We start from the raw sequence: 21,159 nt of genomic DNA, 5'->3' as shown, positions 1-21,159 counted from the left end.
TTAGCTTCCTATTATCAGCGCGTTAAAACTAGATAATTACATTAACACTGCGCCTTTATTTGTGCAGCCAAGGTCAGGGGAAATAGTACAATGCAGCATAAAAATAAGGTTACTCAGTTAAGCATTAATACATTTCGTTTCTGTCGGCTTTCACTGGTCGCCATCACAATTTTTATCAGCAATACTTATGCAAACGTGTCATCCGACGATGCTTTTATCAAACAGCATAAGCTAGTGGAGCGCAGCACAGACATTTTATTTTGGACCCAAGAAGAACGCGCGATTGGGTTTAAAAGCATCGGCAGAATGTGGCCTACCAGAGTGGTAGCCAAATCTAACAACGCCAAACCTCTGATACTGAACGACATTGGCTTGAGCGATATCACGTACGAGGTTGAGGGAAAAAAATACACTATCGAGGATTTCATCGGGCTTAAAAGCGCAATCGGTATTGTGGTGCTAAAAGACGGCGAGCTAGTGTACGAAAATTACACCGATGGCAATGATAAAAACACCCGCTGGATATCATTCTCTGTAACTAAATCAGTCTCCTCTTTATTGATTGGCGCGGCCATCAAAGATGGTTATATCGCAAGCATTGATGACCAAGTCGTAGATTACTTACCGCAATTAAAAGGCTCAGCGTACGACGGGGCGAGTATCAAAAATGTGTTGCATATGAACTCAGGCGTTAAGTGGAACGAAGACTACAGCGACCCAAATTCAGATGTATCACAAGCGGGCGCATCAAACGGCATTACGCTAATAAATTATGTAAAAGCACTGCCAAGAGCACACAAGCCAGGAACCGTCTTTAACTACAACACCGCTGAATCAAATCTAATTGGCGAGCTTTTACGCTCAGCTATAGGCAACAACGCGGCGACTTACTTACAAGATAAAATATGGCAGCCCTACGCCATGGAAAGCGATGCATTATGGGTATTGGATAGACCCAATGGCGTCGAAACAGGCGGTTGTTGTTTACTTGCAAGCCTGCGAGATTTCGCAAAAGTAGGTCAATTTGCTTATGAGCAACTCCCGTCACCAGAAAATTCGCCATTAGCAAAAAATTGGCTGACAGACTCCGTTACCCCCTCTGACACTTACCCCAACTACGGCTATCAATGGTGGTTAGAAACCGATAGTAATAGGTTTCGTGCATCCGGCATATTCGGCCAAGCAATCGCGATTTATCCCGAGCTCGGGCTTGTTATCGCTAAACACGGCAATAGCGCCCAAGCAACCGGCCCCAGTGAATATAAAACACATGAAAAAGCGCTTGATGCAGCTATAGTGGCAAGAATAAATGATATGTAGGTCATCGTTATCTGCGTTTTATACTTAGGCGCTATGTAAGCGGCTAAGTAATAACGTCGTTGTCGTGACCATACCTCTCAAGGTTATGCTGTTAATTTTGCGACTCAGATCCCATTGATTGAACCCGTGGCTCATTTTTCTCACCGAATTTTTGTTTTAAATACTTAATGTTTGCATTGAGTTCCATTATTTCCATTTGTGAGTCACGAGCTAAATCTCGCATCTCTTTAACTCGTCTTGAAATCACAAAAATAAATACCGGCACCAATAGCCACAATATAATAAATGCCACGTAGAATATAACGCCTACCAGCCCAAAGTTACCTAAAATACCTTCCATATAAAACTTATCCTTTAAAATCAATAACCTGAGTATATCGAATCGATTAAAATCAATCCGCGCACTTATATTTTTTGTTCTTACATGTTCGATTTTCTAACACAGCATTGTCTTCTGTACAGGTGTGTTTTCTTCTCAATAATAAAATGGGATTTCTAACTACGCAGTAGTGCCCAGCTGAACGAATAACCATCGAAGGTGAGACGGTAATTTCATTATGGGTAAGTAACATCATGGACTGTTAGTGCTGTGCGTTGAAATTATAGCTGTTTGCGTTTTCACGACCAGTGTTAGTCAATAAGCGCAGGGAGAAGTGACTTGCCGAAGTGTGCCCTTTTTTGCTTACTTTTTGCGGCTGTTGGTAAAAAGTCAGCTAAGCCGCTGGATGCGGTTTGAAAAAATATCATGCGACCAACATGGATATTGGAAGGTAGGGCAACGCAGAAAGTACCGGGCTGGCGTTCCAGTTGCCGAGATGCCTTAAGCATAGGCATGCTCTTTGTGATCGTAGGTCATAATTAAGCAAAGCTAATATCCGACCGAAAGGTTCAAAAAAGTCAAATTGTCGACAATTACTACTATTAATACTTGAAATACCCAATTACTTTGCTATATTGTCGACATCTTATTGCAGAGTAGCCTTCTTTATCTATCCAGATAAGCTGCAATCTCAACAGTGGAATTGATGCTTTAAACATGCAAAACCTGACCGAAATGCCTATTACCGCCGCAGACAAAACGTTTTTCCAATTGCGTAAAGATATAGTAGAAGGTGTGGTGGCTGCAGGTTCAAAGCTCAGCGAAACTGAATTGTCGACAAAGTATGGTGTTAGCCGAGCGGTCATCCGCGAAGCGATTAACCGTTTAGCCACGTGCCATATTGTTGAGCGCAAAGCCAATGTGGGCGCCCGGGTGGTGTCACTTTCTCCTGAAGGGCTGGTGGACTTGTATCAAGTGCGTGAATCTTTAGAGGGCATGGCGGCGCGTTTAGCGGCCCAGAACATGACAGATGCAGAAATCGCAGACTTGAATGCCTTGCTGAATGTGCACTCAGAAGATGTAAAAACACATGGTTCTTATTATCAAGAAGCAGGGGATGTGGACTTTCACTACCGTATTATTTTAGGCAGTAAGAATAACCATCTTATTGCCATGCTTATCAACGGTATTTATCACTTGGTACGCATGTATCGTGTGCAATTAGGCATGTCTGGCCCACGAGTAAGTACCGCATTTGAAGAGCATAAACATATAGTGCAAGCCATTTGTAATCGCGATGGAGAGTTGGCAGAAATGCTTATGCGCCGCCATATTTTATATTCGAAAAACAACATTCAGCGCAAATTAATGCCAGAGCTTGGAGCTTAGCGTTGCCGTCATTGTGTTGTCATCAAATAACCTTTTAATTGTTGCGATGAGGCCGATTTTTACCTCATCAAAAAATAACTACCCTAAGGAGCAAGTTACATGAGCCCAGGTCAAAAATTTCGTCAAGCCTTAAAAGATAACAAACCGTTGCAAATCGTTGGGGCGATTAATGCCTATTCAGCCATGATGGCCAAAAAGATTGGTCATCAAGCCATTTATTTATCCGGTGGCGGTGTGGCTAACGCATCCTACGGTTTACCTGATTTAGGCATGACATCACTCAATGATGTGATTGCAGATGTACAGCGCATTACTTCGGCCTGTGATTTACCGCTTTTAGTGGATATCGACACAGGTTGGGGCGGAGCATTCAATATTGCCAAAACCATTCGCGATATGGAAAAAGCCGGCGCAGCCGCTGTGCATATGGAAGACCAAGTAGCGCAAAAGCGTTGTGGCCACCGTCCAAATAAAGAGATCGTACCCGTAGAAGAAATGGTTGATCGCATTAAAGCTGCCGTTGATGCACGCACCGATGCTGACTTTTTCATTATGGCGCGCACAGACTCATTCGCCCAAGAAGGGCTAGATGCCGCCATTGCGCGCGCTAAGGCGTATGTGGCCGCTGGTGCTGACGGTATTTTCGCCGAAGCAATAAAAACAGAAGAGCATTACCGAGCGTTTGCAGATGCTTTAGATGTACCGATTTTGGCTAATATCACGGAGTTTGGCCAAACTGAATTATGGAATAAAAAAGTGTTAGGCGAGTGGGGCGCAGCCATGGTGCTTTACCCATTAAGTGCATTTCGTGCTATGAATAAAGCCGCTGAAACCGTATATAGCGCCATTTTAGAGCAAGGCGATCAAACCTCTGTTGTGGATCAAATGCAAACTCGCATGGAGCTCTATGATTACCTTAATTATCACGATTACGAGCAAAAGTTAGACAGCCTTTTTGCCCAAGGCAAAAACAAGTAGGCGCAGGAAAACTGTTAACAAGCAAATAATTGATAACGCATTAATAGCCATAAATGGCGTTACTGGGATGACGGTTATCTCGGTTTTAACGAATACTTATTTAGGAGCAAGTCATGGTTGATAAAAAATTAAGTGGTGCAGGGTTACGTGGTCAAAGTGCAGGCGAAACGGCCTTGTGTACAGTGGGCAAATCAGGCTCTGGCTTGACCTATCGCGGGTACGATGTTTCTGATTTAGCCGACAACGCTACCTTTGAAGAAGTGGCATACTTGTTGTTCAACGGCGAGTTACCGAATCAAGGGCAATTAGACGAATATAAAGCTATGTTGCGCAACCAGCGCGATTTACCGCAAGCCTTAAAAGCAGTGCTACAGCTTATTCCAAAAGACGCACACCCTATGGATGTGATGCGCACGGGTTGTTCGTTCTTGGGTAACCTTGAGCCAGAGACTGACTTTTCACAACAGCAGCAAGCGGCTAATCGATTGCTAGCGGCGTTTCCGGCAATTATGTGTTACTGGTATCGCTTTACACATGATGGTGTTGAGATTGATTGCACCACAGATGAAGATTCTCTGGGCGGGCATTTCTTGGCCTTACTACATGGTAAAACGCCATCTGAACAGCACCGTAAAGTAATGGACGTATCCCTTATTTTGTACGCCGAGCATGAATTTAATGCCTCTACTTTTACTGCGCGTGTTTGTGCATCAACTTTGTCTGATATGTTCTCTTGTGTAACAGGCGCCATCGGTTCACTGCGTGGGCCATTGCACGGCGGAGCAAATGAAGCTGCCATGGACATGATCCAAAAATTCAGCTCGCCAGCGGACGCCAAAGAAAAAATGGCCGGCATGTTAGAGCGAAAAGAGAAAATCATGGGCTTTGGTCATGCAATTTACAGCAAGTCTGACCCGCGTAATGTGATTATTAAAGCTTGGTCTGAAAAGCTAGCCCAAGAAAACGGCGATACATCTTTGTATGACATCTCGGTAGCCTGTGAAGAATTTATGTGGGATAGCAAAAAATTGTTCTGTAATGCGGATTTCTTCCATGCGTCTGCGTATCACTTTATGGGTATTCCGACTAAATTGTTTACCCCGATATTTGTTTGTTCACGCTTAACAGGCTGGGCAGCACACGTGATGGAGCAGCGTAGTAACAACCGTATCATTCGCCCCAGTGCCGACTATGTTGGGCCTGACCCGCGCAAAGTGTCACCTATTAGCCAGCGTTAAGCTAAAACTGGCAGAGGAAACTTTTAACCCAAGTGCCTCAGCCGTGTTCGCTTAATTTTTTCGCCAGTATCTGCTTTCATTCTTAGCAAACAGGTTATGACTGGCGCGTTGTTATTTTTGTATTTAAGGACCGCTATGAATACTGATTACCGTAAACCTCTTCCTGGCAGCAAGCTCGATTATTTCGATACCCAAGCTGCTGTTGATGCCATCACCCCTGGCGCTTATGCAAAATTGCCGTATACCTCTCGGATACTGGCTGAAAACCTAGTTAGGCGCTGCGCCCCCGAGCAACTAACTGATTCGTTAAAGCAGCTTATTGATCGCAAGCGTGATTTGGATTTTCCGTGGTTTCCAGCACGGGTGGTGTGTCATGACATCTTAGGTCAAACGGCCTTGGTTGATCTGGCTGGCTTGCGCGACGCGATAGCAGAAAAAGGTGGCGATCCATCAAAAGTAAACCCTGTTGTACCTACCCAATTAGTGGTTGATCATTCGTTAGCAGTCGAATTTGGTGGTTTTGATAAAGACGCGTTTGAGAAAAACCGCGCCATAGAAGACAGACGTAACGAAGACCGATTTCACTTTATTCAGTGGACCAAAACCTCGTTTAAAAACGTGGACGTGATCCCATCCGGTAATGGTATTTTGCACCAAATTAACCTTGAGCGTATGTCGCCAGTAGTACAAAAACTAAATGGCGTTGCCTTTCCTGATACCTTGGTGGGCACTGACAGCCACACGCCTATGGTTGATGCGCTAGGTGTGATGTCGATTGGTGTAGGCGGATTAGAAGCTGAAAGCGTCATGTTGGGCCGAGCATCGTATATGCGCTTACCCGATATTATTGGCGTGGAATTAACTGGACGCCCGCAACCTGGGATCACCGCCACTGATGTGGTGTTGGCACTTACCGAATTTTTACGTAAAGAAAAAGTAGTATCGTCGTACCTAGAGTTTTATGGTGAAGGCACTAAGCACCTGACCTTGGGTGACAGAGCCACCATTTCGAACATGACCCCAGAATATGGTGCCACGGCAGCGATGTTCTATATCGACCGTCAAACCATTGATTATTTAACCTTAACGGGTCGTGATGACGAACAGGTTAAACTGGTTGAAAACTACGCCAAACACACAGGGTTATGGGCTGATAGCCTAGAAACTGCTGAATATGAGCGAGTGCTTACGTTCGACTTGTCTACCATTGGACGTAACATTGCTGGACCGTCAAACCCCCATAGCCGCGTGCCTACTTCTGAATTGGCGCAACGTGGCATCAGTGGTGTGGTAGAAAACGAAGAAGGTAAAATGCCTGACGGCGCGGTGATCATCGCGGCTATCACCAGTTGTACTAATACCAGTAACCCACGCAATATGGTGGCGGCAGGTTTGATTGCGCGCAATGCAAACAAACTTGGCTTAACGCGCAAACCTTGGGTGAAAAGTTCATTAGCGCCTGGGTCAAAAGCGGTGCAATTGTATTTGGAAGACGCGAAACTATTGCCTGAGCTAGAACAGCTTGGTTTTGGTGTCGTGGCCTTTGCGTGTACCTCATGTAATGGCATGAGCGGGGCACTTGACCCCGTTATTCAAAAAGAAATTACCGAGCGCGATCTTTACACAACTGCAGTGTTATCAGGTAACCGTAATTTCGACGGCCGTATTCATCCCTATGCTCAACAAGCGTTTTTGGCCTCGCCGCCATTAGTCGTAGCGTACGCTATTGCCGGCACCATTCGCTTTGATATTGAGCGCGACATACTTGGTCACGACAAAGACGGTAATGCCATTACCTTAAAAGATATTTGGCCCACAGATGAAGAAATTGATGCTGTGGTTAAAGCCAGCGTTAAACCTGAACAGTTCCGTAAAGTGTACGAGCCCATGTTTGATTTGAAAGTGGAATACGGCGAGCATATTAATCCGCAATACGATTGGCGCCCGCAAAGTACCTATATTCGCCGCCCCCCTTATTGGGAAGGTGCATTAGCTGGTGAGCGCAGTATGAAAGGTCTGCGCCCATTAGCGGTATTGGGTGACAACATCACGACGGATCATTTATCGCCATCAAACGCGATCCAGCTTGATAGTGCCGCTGGAGCATATTTACATAAAATGGGTTTGCCAGAAGAAGATTTTAACTCTTACGCTACTCACCGAGGCGATCATTTAACGGCTCAGCGTGCGACATTTGCTAACCCCAAACTGTTTAATGAAATGGTTTATGAAATGGGTAGCAACGGGCAAACGAAAGTGAAGCAAGGGTCGTTGACGCGCCTAGAGCCTGAGGGCACTGAAATGCGCATGTGGGAAGCAATTGAAATCTATATGCAGCGTAAACAGCCGCTCATTATTATTGCAGGTGCTGATTACGGTCAGGGTTCGTCACGTGACTGGGCTGCCAAGGGGGTGCGCCTTGCGGGTGTTGAGGTGATAGTAGCAGAAGGTTTTGAGCGTATTCACCGTACCAATCTTATCGGTATGGGTGTATTGCCCTTAGAATTTATGCCTGGTGAAAACCGCCATACTTATCACATTGATGGCAGTGAAACATACGATGTACTGGGCGAGCGCACGCCTGGAGCAACAATGACCGTAAACATTACCCGTAAAAGCGGTGAGCAAGTAAGTGTGCCGGTGAAGTGTCGTATTGATACCCAAGAAGAGTCTTCTATCTACGAGGCGGGCGGGGTATTACAGCGCTTTGCGCAAGACTTCCTTGAAGCAACGGTAGGGTAAGGCCATGGCTAATCAGTCAAAAAGTCAAACACAGGCGCATCAGCCGCAAATAAAAATAGCTGCCACTTATATGCGTGGCGGCACCAGCAAAGGGGTATTCTTTGCCCTTGCTGATTTGCCTGAAGTAGCCCAAAAGCCAGGCGCTGCAAGAGATAATTTATTGCTGCGTGTTATTGGCAGCCCTGATCCGTACGGTAAACAGACCGATGGTATGGGCGGAGCTACATCAAGCACCAGCAAAACAGTGATTTTGTCGAAAAGTGATCACCCTGACCACGATGTGAATTACTTGTTCGGTCAAGTGGCCATCGATAAAGCCTTTGTGGATTGGAGCGGTAACTGCGGAAATTTAACCGCTGCGGTAGGCTCGTTCGCCATAAGCAATGGCTTAGTTGAAGCTAGTCGGGTGCCACAAAATGGCATTGCCGAGGTGCGAATTTGGCAGCAGAATATCAAGAAAACCATTATCGCTCATGTACCCATTACCGAAGGTGAAGTACAAGAAACCGGCGATTTTGAACTCGATGGCGTAACATTCCCAGCTGCTGAAGTATTAATTGAATTTATGCAGCCTGCTGATGACGGAGACGATGCAGCAGGCGGCCCCAGTGGAATGTTCCCCACGGGGAACATTGTGGATACGCTCAATTCACCAGAGCTGGCAGCCCTTGGTTTAACTAATCTGCAAGCAACACTGATAAACGCGGGTATTCCGACTATTTTTGTTAACGCTACTGATATTGGTTACACCGGCACTGAGTTACAAGAGGTGATCAATAGTGACCCAGCGGCCTTAACAAAGTTTGAAACCATACGTGCCCAAGGGGCAGTGCAAATGGGATTGATTAAGGATATAGGCGACGCTGCATCACGTCAGCATACGCCTAAGGTCGCTTTTGTCGCGCCACCAAAACCCTATGTTTCATCTAGTGGTAAAACCATTGGGCTTGAAGACATTGACGTATTGGTACGCGCCATGTCTATGGGTAAATTACACCATGCCATGATGGGCACTGCTGCCGTTGCTATTGGCACCGCCGCGGCTATCCCTGGTACATTAGTTAATATGGCCGCTGGGGGAGGCGATCGTACTGACGTGCGCTTCGGTCACCCTTCTGGCACGTTGAAAGTAGGCGCTGCCGCTGAGCAAATTGATGGCCAATGGTCTGTGCTTAAAGCATCAATGAGCCGCAGTGCTAGGGTATTAATGGAAGGTTGGGTGCGAATACCGAAAGATAGCTTTAAAAGCACAATGCCTAGCAAATAAGTAATTCATTAACCTTGTCTATTGGTAAGCGATCTTAGCTTTTGTTAAGGTCGCTTTTTTATTATTAATGCGCTTGTTATTGCGTATTCGGATACTCACTCAAGCGTCTTATGTTGAATTCTCAAACCAAAATGATCGCCCCCCATACACCTGCTTTTTGGCGGGCGACCCTTGCCTTGTGTTTGGGCTCGTTTATGGTTTTTGCCAATTTATATGTGACTCAACCTTTACTGCCAATGATAGCAGAGCAATATAATGTTTCTGCTTTGCAATCCAGTATGAGTTTTACCATTGCTACCTTAACGCTTGGACTATCTTTGTTGTTTTACGGGCCATTATCTGATGCCGTTGGGCGCAAAGGCATCATGTTGTTTACTATGGTTGGGATTACCCTAACAACGGCGAGTTTAGCGTTAACCAGCGGTTATCATAGTTTATTGTTATTACGGGCGTTACAAGGCTTCTTTTTAGCTGGCTTACCTGCTATTGCAGTTGCCTATATGAGTGATGAATTTAACGCTGATGCCTTGATGATAGCCGTGGGTATATACATCAGTGGCAACTCGTTAGGCGGGATTGGGGGGCGCTTATTGGGCGGTTTCTTAGGTGAAAACTTAGGGCTGGGCGGAACATTCATTGTGATGACGGTACTGAGCATGCTGTTAACGCTGGCATTTTTTTGGTTATTGCCCCCATCACGCCATTTTGAACCTAAGCCTTTGCGACCAAAATTGATGTTGGCGCAAATGGGCGAGCATTTGGCAAATAAACGATTGCTGCTGAGTTACCTCATTGGAGGTTTAAGCTTTTTTATTTTCGTGAATCAATATAGCTACATCACGTTTGTACTTAAAGACAGCCCGTATTCTCTATCAGCTCAGTACATTGGTTTGCTATTTTTAACCTATTTGTCAGGCACCTATGCGTCGGCAATATCAGGTAAATTGGCTAAGCGTTTCTCTCAGCCAGTATGCATGATGGCAGGTACGATTATTATTATGTTTGGCTCTGCCATAACCTTGATACCGTCTTTGTTGGCCATTATTATTGGGCTGTTTATAAATGCTTTTGGTTTCTTTTTGACCCATTCTACCGCTAGCAGTTGGGTAAGCCTAAATGCGCGTAGCGGCAAAGCAAGTGCATCATCTTTGTATCTAACCTTTTATTATATCGGTGCCAGCACAGGAGGAATTTATCTTGATATGTTTTGGCATCAAGGTAAATGGACCGCAGTGGTTAAGGGCTCATGGTTGATGCTGCTGATGATTTTATTGTTAGGTTATGGATTACAGCGCCTACATCGTATTTCGAAGCAGACATCGCTTTAGTGCTGCAATTTGTTAAGAGGCGTTACGCTTTTAATTGCTTTGAATCTAGCCACCCTATAAAATTGGTAAATCGGTTTATTTAGCTGGATGCTACAATCACAAATCACACGATAACAAACTCTTCTATGCTTAATCTGAAGAAACTAAGGCTGGTAATAGTCATCGGAACAGTCTTAATGATGAGTTTTATTATTGCTGATTTAACGGTTATTCCTGATGCGGTAAAGCGAGTTTACTTAATCTCGCGCTTAGGTATGCAACTGCCGATACTGACAGTGTTTTTTGCACTGACGTTCTTACCGTCTTACAATAAAATCTATCATCCGGTGCTATGCTTAAGTCTGCTTGGGGTGTGTTACGCCAATTATTGGTTGATTGTTCAGTGCTGGAAGATTGCAGCGTTTTCGTTTTCCTATGAAGGAACATTCCTGTACGGGCTTTATTGTATGTTTATCATGCGCTTGTCCTTTATATATTCAATCTCCTTTGTATTGTTATCTATAATCGGGTTTAGCGCTGTGGTGCTTATGTATCCGGTATACGATAGTTTTGGAACGGTTAATTTGGGTTTTGTGTCTCTTGGCTTACTCATCAGTTTAGTGGGTGTAAAACAAATCGAAAATATATTTGCTCGCTTCGCACAAGTAAATGAAAAATTGGTGCATTTAAACCAAATTGACCAGCTAACGGGTTTATATAATCGCGGCGCGCTAGAACGGCATTTTGATCGTATGTTGTCTCTGGCTGCTCGGACTAATAGCCCTATTTCTATATTTGTTATTGATCTTGATAACTTCAAAGACTTTAACGATGGCTACGGGCACTTGCGCGGGGATGCAGTGATTCAAATGCAAGCAACGATCTTAAATCAGGTTTTTAACCGGGATAGCGATATCGTCGCCCGTTATGGTGGCGAAGAGTTTGTTGTGATTTCACTGGGCAATGATTTGGTAGCATCCGAAGCTCTAGCGGCTAATGTGTTGCGTGGCTGGCAATTAAAGAAAATTAAACATGCTAAAGGCAATGGGCAAAACATTGTTAGTTGTTCGATTGGCCTAATAAACACCTTGGTTGATAAAACCACGCGGAAAAAAGAATTATTTGATCTAGCTGATAAAGCGCTTTACCAGGCGAAAAACACTGGGCGAGCTCGCTACGTTAGCACAAACGAAGGCGTTGCTCTTTCTCACTGAAGAGCAACGGGCAATTACCGCACCGGAAATACTAAGAATCAAGCGCTAAACTCCCAGTAAACACACAGCGAACAAAATCCTAATCATATAAATAAACACGCACTGCTCACCCATTAGTCAAACGTGCCACCTATAGTAAGTGACGAGTAAGTGCGCCATTCCCTCCGGATATGCCATTACGTCTCAAATGTTTTTAATTTGCTGTGCAATAACGTTATCCGTTTTGCAATATTTACTGTTTGCACATGCTAGTTACCTGTTTCGAGCAAGGCTTAATAGCCCTATTTCATAATGATAAATATCTCAAGGCTACGTTCGACCTGGTGTTTAGCGAAGTTGGTCAATCATATCCACCATTTGGAATAGCCCTTGCTTAGTCTCTGCCACATTCGATTTACGTTACCAATATAACGGCTGCTTTAGCAAAATTGGCTCGAGGTTGTCTAATTAACGAGTCATAACCACGAACAATACCGGTATATATTGAGTAACACAGCAAGAGGACGAAATTTTGCCAAATATTAAAAATACCATCAAAAGCTCAACCGAAACCCCCACTGAACATAAAAGTAATGGAAGTGCTCATCGTGCATTAACCGCGCCGACCAAGCTAGGTAATATGCAGCTCACTAATCGTATTGTAATGGCCCCACTTACGCGTTCTCGTTCCACTGCAGGTGATAACCTGCAAACGCCGCTCCACGCTGTTTATTATGCTCAACGGGCGTCGGCTGGACTAATTGTTTCTGAGGCAACACAAATCAGCCCTCAAGGCCAAGGATATGCTTGGACACCTGGCATATTTACTGATCAACAAGTCGCACATTGGCGAGTCGTTACTGATGCTGTGCACAGTGCTGGTGGACGCATCTATTGCCAGCTGTGGCATGTAGGTGCGATTTCTCATCAAGTCTTCCAACCCCATAATGCGCGTCCATTTTCTGCGAGTGAGTTTCAGCCTGAAGGCGAAGCGTTCGTAGGAGATTTACTCCCTGAGGGACCCACAGTGCCGCACCCAAAAGCTCAGGCTATGTCGTTAGAAGACATTGATAATGTGAAACGAGATTATCGCCACGCTGCTAAGTGTGCCAAAGAAGCTGGTTTCGATGGGGTTGAAATACATGCGGCGAACGGTTATTTACTCGACCAATTCATTCGCTCATCAGTGAACAAACGCGATGACCAATATGGTGGCAGTGTTGAAAATAGGCTTCGGTTACTTGAAGAGGTTATCGATGTGATTGCACAAGAAATTCCGCGTAATAATATTGGCGTGCGGCTGTCACCCACAGGAGGTCCGGGGGGAAGCTTTGACGACGATCCACAAAGCACTTACATTGCTGCAGCAAAAGCGGTTTCAGGAAAAAGTGTAGTCTATCTGCACGTGGTGCGTCCGAATAATCATACCGGGGATGGTTCAGGTATTGAGCAAGGCAACCAGCTGTTAAAAGATATGCGCGCCGCGTTCAGTGGTATGTTTATCGCTAACGGTGAATTTACACCTGAAGAAGCAGCGAAGTGGATTGAAAATAAAGATACTGATGCTGTTGCGTTCGGGCGTTTGTTTCTCGCGAACCCCGATTTACCCGCGCGAATTGCCCAAGATGGCCCTTACAATGAGCCGAATGAGGAAACTTTTTATGGTGGCGGCAGTGAAGGATATGTGGATTATCCTTCACTTGATGATGCGAAGTCAGCTAAGTAAACCTACCAATTAACTCCACTATTCAAACCTGCTACCGGCAGTTAATTTAGCGCCAATGAAAACTAGAATTTATTGGCTGCTATTTAAAGTGTATCGATTAAAGAGAGAGTAAATATGACAACTATTTCAGCTTATGCAGCAAAATCAAACGATGGTCATATGGCGCCGCACCAAATTATCCGCCGTGAACCGAGCGCCCACGATGTGCAAATTGATATTCAATTTTGCGGTGTGTGCCACAGTGACTTACACGCAGTAAAAAATGACTGGGGTAACTCAAATTATCCATTAGTGCCGGGACATGAAATCATTGGTGAAGTCAGTGCAGTAGGAGACAAGGTAAGCAACTTTAAAGTGGGCGACACTGTCGGTGTTGGCTGCATGGTTGACTCTTGTCAGACCTGCGCTGCATGTGAAGAGCATCTAGAACAACATTGCTTGAACGGTGCAACCATGACGTATAATAGCAAACTTGCAGATGACAATGATGATGAAATCACCCAAGGCGGTTATTCCAAGCGTATTGTAGTGAGTGACAAGTTTGTGCTCAAAGTGCCTCAAAATTTAGATAAAGCTGCAGCCGCGCCCCTGCTGTGTGCCGGCATTACTACCTACTCACCCTTACATCAATTCGGTGTTAAAAAAGGCATGACAGTAGGAGTCATAGGTCTAGGTGGGTTAGGCCATATGGGGATTAAGTTCGCTTCTGCCATGGGCGCGCATGTAGTGATGATCACCACGTCAAAAGAAAAAGCTGATGATGCAAAAAAACTCGGGGCTGACGATGTGTTGGTCACTAAAGATAAAGAAGCGCTGAAAAAATGGCGGGGTAAGTTTGATTTCTTGCTTAACACTATTCCCGTTGGACACGACGTAAACCCTTACTTAGCCTTGCTTAAGTACAACAGCACTATGTGTTTTGTCGGCGCGATTGAACCATTAGAAGCAGTCAACGGTGCTTACATGATCGGTGGTCGTAAAGCATTGGCTGGCTCGCTTATTGGTGGTATCAAAGAAACACAGGAAATGCTCGATTTCTGCGGAGAGCACAATGTTGTGTCCGAAATCGAAAAAATTGATATGCAGGATATTAACGAAGCGTTTGAGCGAATGAAAAAAAATGACGTGCGCTACCGTTTTGTTATCGACATGCAAACCTTGTAACTGGGCTTAACTGAAGCATTCACGCCTAAGTGTTTTTCATATCTAGTACCAGCCCTGGCCTTAAAGCTAGGGCTTTTTTTGTGGGAGGGTAGAGCGGTGTGGCCCCTGTTCAACACCAAGTGTAGGCTATTTAACGGGCTTTTATTTCGTGTATTAGTTTGGTTATCCTTGTCCGAATCAGGTTAGCCCGCTTTTACATCATGGCGTAAATATTGAGTCTATTTATGTATGCGCATTTCGACATTCTACTTACTGAGTCGGCACATAGTTGGGGAAGGGGGAGCTTCATCTCAAGCGTGATTTTGACTGTCAAATCCATTTGCCGGAATGCCACGCAACAGGCTTGCCTGTGACATACGATTTCGCTATACCAGGGCAAGAGCGCTTGGTTGCTTAATAACTAGCATTTAAACGAAGTTCAGCGGTGCAAGAGTGCGCTTTTGCGGTGCGGTAGTTCGAATATGGTGCTTCATGGCCGTGCTTGTTAATTTTTTTTGTCAATTTAGCCATCAAAATCTATATTTTAAAATGATTAACTTATTGATTAATTTAAATAAATCAAGTTTGGCAAAACTTGATATTCAATCGGTACGCTTTAAGCAACTGCGTCATTATGAATTATTAAACGATAATAAGTGTGTTAAGTAAAAAAGTGGTGCCCAAACGGGACCCACAGTTAATCACACGAGGTATTTCTATGAGTCAGGCCTATCGCTACACCTTGGGTAGTAAGACCTATCAATTTAAAGATCTGGCGCAATTGATGGCCAAAGCGACGCCCCAGCGATCGGGGGACCGATTAGCTGGGGTGATTGCTCAGTCGGCACAGGAGCGAGCTGTAGCTCAGCTTACGCTTGCAGACGTGCCGCTTAAAACCTTTTTAAACGAAGCTTTGGTGCCTTACGAGAATGATGAAATTACCCGCTTAATAATGGATGAGCATGACAACACGGCGTTTGCGCCTATTGCCCATTTAACGGTAGGAGATTTTCGAAACTGGTTGTTGAGCGATCATGCAACCAGTGACGTGCTCGCACAAATACGGCAGGGCGTGACTCCTGAAATGGCTGCTGCGGTCAGTAAAATTATGCGTAATCAAGACTTAATTTTAGTGGCGAAAAAATGTCATGTGAGCAGTGCATTTCGCAATACTATTGGGCTGCCTGGGCACTTGTCTACACGGTTACAGCCGAATCACCCGACCGACGATATAAATGGAATTGCGGCGAGTATTTTAGACGGCCTACTGTATGGTAACGGTGATGCGGTTATCGGTATTAATCCCGCTACGGATAACGTTGCCCAAGCCATTAAGTTAATGCATTTAATGGATGATGTGATTCAAAAATACGCGATTCCTACCCAAAGTTGTGTGCTTACCCATGTGACCAACACCATCGAGTGTATAGAGGCTGGCGCGCCAGTGGATTTAGTCTTCCAGTCAATCGGCGGCACACAGGCGACTAATAGTAGTTTTGGTTTCAACTTAGCCACGTTGGCTGAAGCGCAAGACGCCGCTTTAAGCTTGAAAAGGGGTACTGTGGGTCACAATGTGATGTACTTTGAAACCGGTCAGGGGAGTTCGCTATCTGCTAATGCGCATCATGGACTTGACCAGCAAACCTGTGAAGCCAGAGCTTATGCTGTCGCGCGCAAGTTTAATCCGTTGTTGGTGAATACCGTAGTGGGATTTATCGGGCCAGAATATTTGTTTGACGGCAAAGAGATCACCCGTGCGGGGCTAGAGGATCATTTTTGCGGCAAGCTACTCGGTCTGCCGATGGGATGTGATGTCTGTTACACCAATCATGCCCAAGCGGATCAAAACGACATGGACAACCTACTGACCCTACTAGGCGTGGCAGGGTGCTCATTTGTAATGGGGATCCCCGGTTCAGACGACATTATGCTGAATTATCAAACCACATCATTTCACGATGCTTTATATGTAAGACGGGTCCTCGGCTCTCGGGCCGCACCGGAATTTGAACAGTGGTTACACCAGATGAAAATTATGGGCAATGGGGGGCAGCATATTTTATCAGACACCATACCTGGTCCGTTCGCTCGTTCGTTAAAAGCTGTAGGAGGATCGTCACGTTGAAAAAATTAACGTCAAACACAGCTGAAATGATAGATAAATCTGAACAAAATCCTCACCAAATAAATGGCAGGGTGGTAGATAACCCATGGCGCACGTTACGCAGCTATACTGACGCGCGCATTGGCTTAGGTCGCGCTGGTATTAGCTTACCCACATCAGAAATGCTTGGCTTTCAGTTATCACATGCCCAAGCTCGAGATGCGGTGAATTTACCACTAAACGTTGACACCTTGTGCGAACAGCTCAGTCCATTTAACGCATCCCTAGATAGCCAATCGAACAAAGACGATAAAGTCTATTGCACACCCAGTCTGCCGATTGCTTTGCACAGTGAGGCGTATGACCGAATGACGTATTTGCAGCGGCCAGATCTTGGTAGAAAGCTTAATGACCCTTCACGCGCTTCGTTACAACGTTATATGGCACAACAAGGGGTAGATGCCCAATTGAAATATGATTTGTCGATTGTCATCGCCGATGGCTTATCGTCATTGGCAGTACAGCAAAATGCCGTGCCTTATATTCAACACCTTGTCGCGTTGCTACAGGATGAGCCACAACCTTGGCGTTTGGCACCGTTCAGTATAGTTGAACAAGGCCGAGTCGCTATTGGTGATGATGTGGGGGCATTACTCAACGCTCAAGTGGTATTGGTGCTTATCGGCGAGCGACCGGGATTAAGCTCACCGGACAGTCTTGGTGTATACCTGACTTGGCAGCCTCAAGTGGGTTTAAATGATGCGAGCCGTAATTGCATCTCAAATATTCGCCCTGCTGGTCTGGCATTCGAAGAGGCGGCTAAGCGCACTTTATATTTGCTGCGTGAAGCTAGGCGACTCAAACTCTCTGGGGTGAACCTTAAGGATCGTAGCCAAGACGACGTGATTGAAAACCAAACTCACAATAAAAATTTTTTGCTGTCCGGTGAATAACGCATTTGGCGTAATGATTTAGCGCTATACATAAAAACTAAACCACAGTTGGAGAAGGCAACGCATGTCAAATACTAACAAAGAGTACCTTGCCAAAAGACAACTTAAACACGGTACAGCTGGATGGATATTACTGGCTGGACTAGGCGTGTCCTATGTAATTTCTGGAGATTTTGCAGGTTGGAACTTCGGTATTGCTGAAGCTGGTTGGGGCGGTTTTGCCATCGCTGCTGTATTGATGGCGATGATGTATTTAACGCTTGTGTTGTCATTAGCGGAAATGTCAGCGGCAATTCCTGCTGCTGGGGGCGGTTACAGTTTTGCCCGGCAGGCAATGGGCCCCACTGGTGGCTATTTGACGGGTCTGGCGGTATTGATTGAATATGCCTTAGCGCCTGCCGCCATAGTGATATTTATCGGCTCCGCGGTACAGGCCCTCACGGGTTTTGATGGGCCTTGGGTTTATGGGGCTTTTTACCTAATTTTTGTGGGTATTCACCTTGCTGGAGTGGGAGAAGCGCTTAAGGTCATGATGGTGATAAGTGGTCTAGCCGTGTTTGCCATTATTGCTACTGCAGCAGTATTACTAGGTAACTTCGATGGCGCACGGCTATTTGATTTACCCGTTAGTGATGCCTTTGGTGCCAGTGCATTTTTGCCTATGGGCTGGTATGGGGTGTGGGCGGCGCTCCCCTTTGCTATGTGGTTATTCTTGGCCGTTGAAGGGGGTGCCCCTTGCTGCTGAAGAAGCAAAAAACCCGGCTAAAGATGTGCCCAAGGGGATAATCGGCGCGATGATATTTCTGTTGTTTACAGCGTTACTTGTGGTAGTGCTTGTTCCCGGCGCAGGGGGGAGCAGCGGCTATGGGGACCAGTGCAGTACCTCTCGTTGACGCGCTAAATGCCACGGGTAACAGTCGCTTAGCAACCTTAGTAAATGTATTAGGACTCGCTGGACTGGTGGCTTCGTTTTTCTCAATTATTTACGGTTACAGCCGATTGGTGTTTGCTTTATCCCGTGCCGGCTACTTACCGAGAAGTTTATCGCTGACCAGTAAGCGAAAAGTACCTGTCAGAGCGTTAATAGTACCGGGTATTTTCGGTTTTCTAGCATCGTTAAGTGGCGAAGGCGACCTAATGTTGGCTATGGCCGTTGTAGGTGCGACCGTGTCTTACGCATTGATGGCGCTAAGTCACATCATGCTGCGCGTTAAACAACCTGAGCTAGTACGCCCATATAAAACACCTGGTGGCATACTGACCTCAGGTATTGCCTTAGTGCTATCTTTAGTGGCTCTGACAGGAGTTTATGCGTTTGACCCCCGTGCATTTTTGTATACCGTTATCTTATTTGCAATCGGTACAGTTTATTATTTTGCTTATAGTCGAAAGCATCTTGTGGCCCACAGTGCGCAAGAAGAATTTGCCATGTTACAAGAAGCGGAATCTGAACTAGCGATAGCCGATTAAGCCGAGTTAGATTATCAGTAAATGGAAGAATGCAGGTATAAGTGTGAAGAAGGAGCGCTGTTTTAACGGATTAATAAAGACCTCCGTCATTAACGTGCCCCCCAATAGTTGGATAGTCCAACCATTGGGGGGCATTTGATTTGCATGAGAATGAATTTATCCCATTGATGTTAGATATGTTATTTTTTTGCGAAACCTATGAAGCGCCCAAAGCCCAATAGGCCTATAAATAATAACCAGTATACACTGGAGCCTTGGCGTTCGTACTCTTCTTCGTACACGTCGCAGTTGTCTATTGAGCCTCCAGCTATCGGTACAAGTTTTACCGCAACAACGTGAGTGGAGTATGACTCTGCATCGTATTCGTCTAGCGCGATTTCTCCGGTGATATCTCTATCGACCGTTGATATGGTAGCGGTGGCAATGATTTCGTTATTCTCATTGATGCCGTTAGCCTGAGCAATAGTGTAAGGACTGTTACATTCGATTAAGTCATTTAGGCCAGAGAATATATCGTTGCGGTAATCATATAAAAATCCTTCAACTCTCCGTACCCCAGAGCTTGTTTCTTCATATTCAGTATAACCTACAACCATATTGTCATCGTTAATCGCTGTTGGGATTGTCGATGCACTATCGAAAAAGTCATCTGGGTAATCTATCAGTCCAGTATCATAGTCATAAACAAAGAACTTACTTGCGCTTGAGCCTAAGACGCTTTTTGTGGCGTAACCTACCACTAAATCATTATTATTAATGTCAGTCGCGTAGCTCGCGAAAACATCGTACTCTTCATCGTTGTCTTCGCTGATGGTGTAAGCTTTATCGTTGTCATATATTACGGCGGCAGACGTTAATGTGTCAGTGAAGTTGTAATAAGCTGGCGAGGTGCCGACAGCAATACCGAAATCATTGATTGCTACAGCAGTACTACTATAGACAGTGGTGTCATCATCATCTGGTTCAATAAGCATGGGCAGTTCAAGGGTGTCAGTTACGTTACCATCATCCAGTTGCCATATAACGCCCCGTCTTTGAAAGACAGTACTCAAGCTTGCATAAGTATTGATACTTAAATTACGTAAGCAAGACTCTACCGGTACATCACCTCGCTCGTCTTCATCATTGCAGGCTTCAATACTGTCCTCTAATGTATCTGACACTAGCTCAGTGGTTGCAATTCCCACAACCTGATTCAGTTCATTTATGTCATAGGCTTCGCTATAACCACCGATTGTATCGTCTGGTGGTGCAAGTTCGATTACATCATCGCCGATCTGCGCAAACGCGCGGGCGTAAAAGTCGTTTAATACATAGGTAACGTCTTCAATGTTTTCGTTTACATAGTCTAGGGTGTAAAAGCCATCGTAACTTAGCCCAACGGTATAACCTGACTCATTAATACCTCGCACAGTCGTTTTGGCGCTGTTACGGTAATCGTCAGTGTTGGAGTCAATCGTGTCAAAGCCGTGTAGTAAAGTACTGGTGTCTTCTGTAGCGACGTAGCTGTTTATACTGGCAATTTGCTGAAAAAACTGACTCTCGTCATTGGCCACAATATACGTATATAAAAGTTCATAATCGGCAGTATTGAAATCACCGGACTTGGCATTTTCTATATTCGTTAAACTAGCTATCAATGTGGCAGAATCAAAATCAAGTAACGTGACATCAATAACGGGATTATATTGAGAAATTAAGTTGACCGTAATTTCGGCTATATCGTTGATGGCACTGGGATAGGAATCCTCTCCTAGCTGCGCAGCCGGGATCTCAACCACTTCATACTGAGCACTAAACGCAGAGGGAATAGATAGAAATGCGCTGGATAGTAGTGCTGCCAATCTTGTTTTTTTCATTTGGAGTCCTGCTTAAAACTGTGTTTCATGGGTCTCTTTCGTTACTTGCTCATTTTCTTGCTGAGGTTTGAGCATCATTTTTCGCCAAAGCTTCAGGTAAAACTTCAAACTCAATCCTAAATTTTGTTCATGTACGTTCCCTGTGAATACA

Annotated in this window: 15 protein-coding genes and 1 pseudogene; 13 read left to right on the top strand and 3 right to left on the bottom strand. The window is 45.1% G+C overall.

What is annotated here, in order from left to right:
- Positions 1 to 90: 90 nt before the first annotated feature.
- Positions 91 to 1,320: a serine hydrolase gene (locus tag GQR89_RS13445; RefSeq protein ID WP_158770514.1), complete on the top strand. Its 1,230-nt coding sequence runs from the start codon at positions 91 to 93 to the stop codon at positions 1,318 to 1,320.
- Positions 1,321 to 1,411: 91 nt separating this feature from the next.
- On the opposite strand, the gene GQR89_RS13440 is transcribed toward GQR89_RS13445, so the two are convergent.
- Positions 1,412 to 1,660, bottom strand: coding sequence for a hypothetical protein (locus tag GQR89_RS13440; RefSeq protein WP_158770513.1), 249 nt, complete (start codon positions 1,658 to 1,660; stop codon positions 1,412 to 1,414).
- A gap of 290 nt (positions 1,661 to 1,950) precedes the next feature.
- Positions 1,951 to 2,148 carry a hypothetical protein gene (locus GQR89_RS13435; RefSeq protein ID WP_158770512.1) on the bottom strand — a complete coding sequence of 66 codons (198 nt, stop codon included), beginning with the start codon at positions 2,146 to 2,148 and terminating at the stop codon, positions 1,951 to 1,953.
- A 208-nt stretch (positions 2,149 to 2,356) separates the two neighbouring features.
- On the opposite strand from GQR89_RS13435, the gene GQR89_RS13430 reads away from it, so the two are divergent.
- From GQR89_RS13430 to eat, 12 genes and pseudogenes are all read left to right on the top strand, one after another.
- Positions 2,357 to 3,028, top strand: coding sequence for a GntR family transcriptional regulator (locus tag GQR89_RS13430; protein WP_158770511.1), 672 nt, complete (start codon positions 2,357 to 2,359; stop codon positions 3,026 to 3,028).
- A 99-nt stretch (positions 3,029 to 3,127) separates the two neighbouring features.
- On the top strand, positions 3,128 to 4,006 hold the full coding sequence (gene prpB, locus GQR89_RS13425; protein WP_158770510.1) for a methylisocitrate lyase: 879 nt from the start codon (positions 3,128 to 3,130) through the stop codon (positions 4,004 to 4,006).
- 113 nt (positions 4,007 to 4,119) lie between these two features.
- Positions 4,120 to 5,244, top strand: coding sequence for a 2-methylcitrate synthase (prpC, locus tag GQR89_RS13420; RefSeq protein WP_158770509.1), 1,125 nt, complete (start codon positions 4,120 to 4,122; stop codon positions 5,242 to 5,244).
- A 135-nt stretch (positions 5,245 to 5,379) separates the two neighbouring features.
- Complete coding sequence (gene acnD, locus GQR89_RS13415; RefSeq protein ID WP_158770508.1) at positions 5,380 to 7,986, top strand: Fe/S-dependent 2-methylisocitrate dehydratase AcnD; 2,607 nt, start codon at positions 5,380 to 5,382, stop codon at positions 7,984 to 7,986.
- A gap of 4 nt (positions 7,987 to 7,990) precedes the next feature.
- Complete coding sequence (gene prpF, locus GQR89_RS13410; RefSeq protein WP_158770507.1) at positions 7,991 to 9,253, top strand: 2-methylaconitate cis-trans isomerase PrpF; 1,263 nt, start codon at positions 7,991 to 7,993, stop codon at positions 9,251 to 9,253.
- A 131-nt stretch (positions 9,254 to 9,384) separates the two neighbouring features.
- Positions 9,385 to 10,581: an MFS transporter gene (locus tag GQR89_RS13405; RefSeq protein WP_158772268.1), complete on the top strand. Its 1,197-nt coding sequence runs from the start codon at positions 9,385 to 9,387 to the stop codon at positions 10,579 to 10,581.
- 176 nt (positions 10,582 to 10,757) lie between these two features.
- A complete protein-coding gene (locus GQR89_RS13400) occupies positions 10,758 to 11,774 on the top strand; it encodes a GGDEF domain-containing protein (RefSeq protein WP_158770506.1) in 1,017 nt (338 codons plus the stop codon).
- Between the two features lie 511 nt (positions 11,775 to 12,285).
- On the top strand, positions 12,286 to 13,479 hold the full coding sequence (locus GQR89_RS13395) for an alkene reductase (protein ID WP_158770505.1): 1,194 nt from the start codon (positions 12,286 to 12,288) through the stop codon (positions 13,477 to 13,479).
- 114 nt (positions 13,480 to 13,593) lie between these two features.
- A complete protein-coding gene (locus GQR89_RS13390; RefSeq protein ID WP_158770504.1) occupies positions 13,594 to 14,643 on the top strand; it encodes an NAD(P)-dependent alcohol dehydrogenase in 1,050 nt (349 codons plus the stop codon).
- 697 nt (positions 14,644 to 15,340) lie between these two features.
- Positions 15,341 to 16,747: an ethanolamine ammonia-lyase subunit EutB gene (locus GQR89_RS13385; RefSeq protein WP_158770503.1), complete on the top strand. Its 1,407-nt coding sequence runs from the start codon at positions 15,341 to 15,343 to the stop codon at positions 16,745 to 16,747.
- 26 nt (positions 16,748 to 16,773) lie between these two features.
- On the top strand, positions 16,774 to 17,679 hold the full coding sequence (gene eutC, locus GQR89_RS13380) for an ethanolamine ammonia-lyase subunit EutC (protein ID WP_158772267.1): 906 nt from the start codon (positions 16,774 to 16,776) through the stop codon (positions 17,677 to 17,679).
- A 64-nt stretch (positions 17,680 to 17,743) separates the two neighbouring features.
- Positions 17,744 to 19,149 (top strand): annotated as a pseudogene (gene eat / locus GQR89_RS13375) (ethanolamine permease).
- Positions 19,150 to 19,328: 179 nt separating this feature from the next.
- Here the strand turns inward: eat and GQR89_RS13370 are convergent.
- Positions 19,329 to 21,008: a DUF3466 family protein gene (locus tag GQR89_RS13370; protein WP_158770502.1), complete on the bottom strand. Its 1,680-nt coding sequence runs from the start codon at positions 21,006 to 21,008 to the stop codon at positions 19,329 to 19,331.
- Positions 21,009 to 21,159: the final 151 nt, after the last annotated feature.

Source organism: Paraglaciecola sp. L1A13 (assembly GCF_009796745.1).
GTDB lineage: Bacteria > Pseudomonadota > Gammaproteobacteria > Enterobacterales > Alteromonadaceae > Paraglaciecola.
Note: the sequence above shows the minus strand (reverse complement) of the source record. Positions and strands in the feature narration are given on the sequence as shown.